This window comes from Kitasatospora sp. NPDC056783 (genome assembly GCF_042789895.1).
In the GTDB taxonomy this organism is placed as follows: domain Bacteria; phylum Actinomycetota; class Actinomycetes; order Streptomycetales; family Streptomycetaceae; genus Kitasatospora.
The window spans coordinates 1-2,503 of record NZ_JBHUAF010000634.1; the positions used below are offsets into that span (position 1 = coordinate 1).

Annotated in this window: 2 protein-coding genes; one reads left to right on the forward strand and one right to left on the reverse strand. The window is 73.2% G+C overall.

Annotated features, from left to right (window positions below; all coding sequences use genetic code 11):
- Nucleotides 1–101: 101 nt before the first annotated feature.
- The gene (galE, locus tag ACFRMQ_RS40090) at nt 102–1,088 is read right to left on the reverse strand and encodes a UDP-glucose 4-epimerase GalE (protein WP_380735840.1); all 987 of its coding nucleotides are present in this window, start codon (nt 1,086–1,088) and stop codon (nt 102–104) included.
- Between the two features lie 220 nt (nt 1,089–1,308).
- Here galE and ACFRMQ_RS40095 point away from each other — a divergent pair, with 220 nt between their 5' ends.
- Nucleotides 1,309–2,418, forward strand: a complete 1,110-nt coding sequence (locus ACFRMQ_RS40095) for a S1C family serine protease (protein WP_380735843.1) — start codon at nt 1,309–1,311, stop codon at nt 2,416–2,418.
- The last annotated feature ends 85 nt before the right edge of the window (nt 2,419–2,503 follow it).

The window sequence follows — 2,503 nt, forward strand, 5'->3', positions numbered from 1 at the left end:
CGCAGGTGCCGTCCGCGGTCGGGTAGTCGTCGCCGAAGATCCGCGGGGGCGGACACCGCCGTGGCGGCCGGCCGGGTCCTCGCCCGGCCGGCCGCGGCCGGTCAGGCCTTGCGGGCCCCGGGGTGGCGGCCGCACCAGCCCTCCCACGCGGAGGAGACCATCTCCGTCACGTCGTGACGGGCGGTCCAGCCCAGCTCGCGCCGGATCAGGTCGGCGGAGGCCACCACCCGGGCCGGGTCGCCGGCGCGGCGCGGGGTCACCTCGGCGGTGGTGTCGTAGCCGGTGACCTTGCCGATCACCTCCAGCATCTCCTTGACGCTGACGCCCTCGCCGCGGCCGATGTTCAGCACCAGGGAGGTCGCGCCGACCGGGTCGGCGGCCATCCGCTTGGCGGCCGCCACGTGGGCCGAGGCGATGTCGGAGACGTGGATGAAGTCGCGCACGCAGGTGCCGTCCGCGGTCGGGTAGTCGTCGCCGAAGATCCGCGGGGCCTGGCCGGCGGTGAGCCGTTCGAAGACCATCGGGATCAGGTTGAACACCCCGGCGTCGGAGAGCTCGGGGGAGGCGGCGCCGGCCACGTTGAAGTAGCGCAGGGCCACGGTGGACATGCCGTGGGCCTTGCCTGCCGCGGCGACCAGCCACTCGCCGGCCAGCTTGGTCTCGCCGTACGGGCTCATCGGGGCGCAGGGCGTGGACTCGGTGACCAGGTCGACGTCCGGCATGCCGTAGACCGCGGCGGAGGAGGAGAGGAGGAAGCGCTTCACCCCGCCCTCGGCGGCGGCCTCCAGGACGGTCTGGAGGCCGATCATGTTCTCGCGGTAGTACAGGAACGGCTGCTCGACCGACTCGCCGACCTGCTTCTTGGCGGCGAAGTGCAGGATGCCCTCGACGCCGTGCTCGCGGATCGCGGCGTCCAGGGCGGCGCGGTCCAGGGTGGAGCCCTCGATCAGCGGGACGCCGGCGGGCAGCCGGGAGGCATCGCCGGTGCTGAGGTCGTCCAGGACGGCGACGCGCTCCCCGGCGTCGAGCAGCTGTCGGACGACGTGTCCGCCGATGTATCCGGCACCGCCGGTGATCAACCAAGTCATGTGCCGATCCTAGGGCCCGCCCCGCGTTCGGATCCGGGCGGCTTTCCCCGGGCGAGTCGAACAGGCGATTCGGACAAAGTGGTGAAAAGCTGACAAAGATTTCCGTGCTCTCGCATCCGCGCCCCGGGCGTGGTGACGAATCGGAGGCAGCCAGGTGAGCCGTCACAAGGAACACGCCCGCCCCCTGCCCGCCGGGCCGCGGCCGACCGGGCCGAGGACGGTGGCCGGGCGGCTGCCGGCGGCGGTCGCGCTCGCGACGGCGGCCGCGCTGGCGCTGGCCGGTTGCAGCAGCGGCTCGCCCAGCTCCTCCTCGGCCGCCGCCACCGGCTCGCCCGTCGCCTCGGGATCCGCGCAGACCCCCTCGACGCCCGGCCCGTCGAACGGCGCGACCCAGCTGCAGGACGCCTACCAGACGGTGATCGCCAACGTGCTGCCCTCCGTGGTGCAGATCACCACCGGCAACAGCCTCGGCTCCGGGATCGTCTACGACGACAAGGGCGACATCGTCACCAACGCCCACGTGATCGGCTCGGCGACCAGCTTCACCGTCACCCTCGCCAACAGCACCACGACGCTGGACGCCGGACTGGTCGGCAGCTACCCCGACTCCGACCTCGCTGTGATCCGGCTGAACAACCCGCCGAGCGGCCTCAGGCCGGCGAGCTTCGGCGATTCGGGCAAGGTCCAGCTCGGCCAGATCACCCTGGCCATGGGCAGCCCGCTCGGGCTCTCCAGCAGCGTCACCCAGGGCATCGTCTCGGCCACCGGGCGGACCGTCTCCGAACCCCAGGGCCCCGGCTCGCCGGGCGCCACCATCGGCAACATGGTGCAGACCTCGGCGGCGATCAACCCGGGCAACAGCGGCGGCGCGCTGGTGAACCTGGACAGCAAGGTGATCGGCATCAACACGCTCGCCGCGACCGAGCCGCAGTCCAACGGCGCCTCCGCCCCCGGCATCGGCTTCGCCATCCCGGCGACCACCATCACCAACATCGCCGACCAGCTGATCAAGCAGGGCAAGGTCACCAACTCCGGCCGGGCCGCGCTCGGGATCACCGCCCGGACCGCGTTCAACCAGCAGTTCCAGCCGGCCGGTGCGGTCATCGTGGCCGTCACCCCGGGCGGAGCGGCGGCCTCGGCGGGCCTCCAGGCGGGCGACGTCATCACCAGGATCGGCGACACCCCGGTCGACTCGCTGAACGCGCTCACCACCGCGCTCGCCTCGCTCACCCCGGGCGCCAAGGCCACCGTCGCGTACACCCGGGACGGCGGCAGCAAGACCGCCGACGTCACCCTGGGCGAGCTGCAAGGCGCCCAGAGCTCGCCCTGAGCCCCGGTACGGGGACACCGGCCCGCACGCCGCGCAAGGGTTCGGCGGGCCGGGCGCCGTACCGGACCGGCGCCGGGGCCTCGTC

Coding starts and splice junctions, on each gene's coding strand:
- galE (WP_380735840.1), bottom strand. CDS start 1,088: ATGACTTGGTTGATCACCGGCGGTGCCGGATACATCGGCGGACACGTC.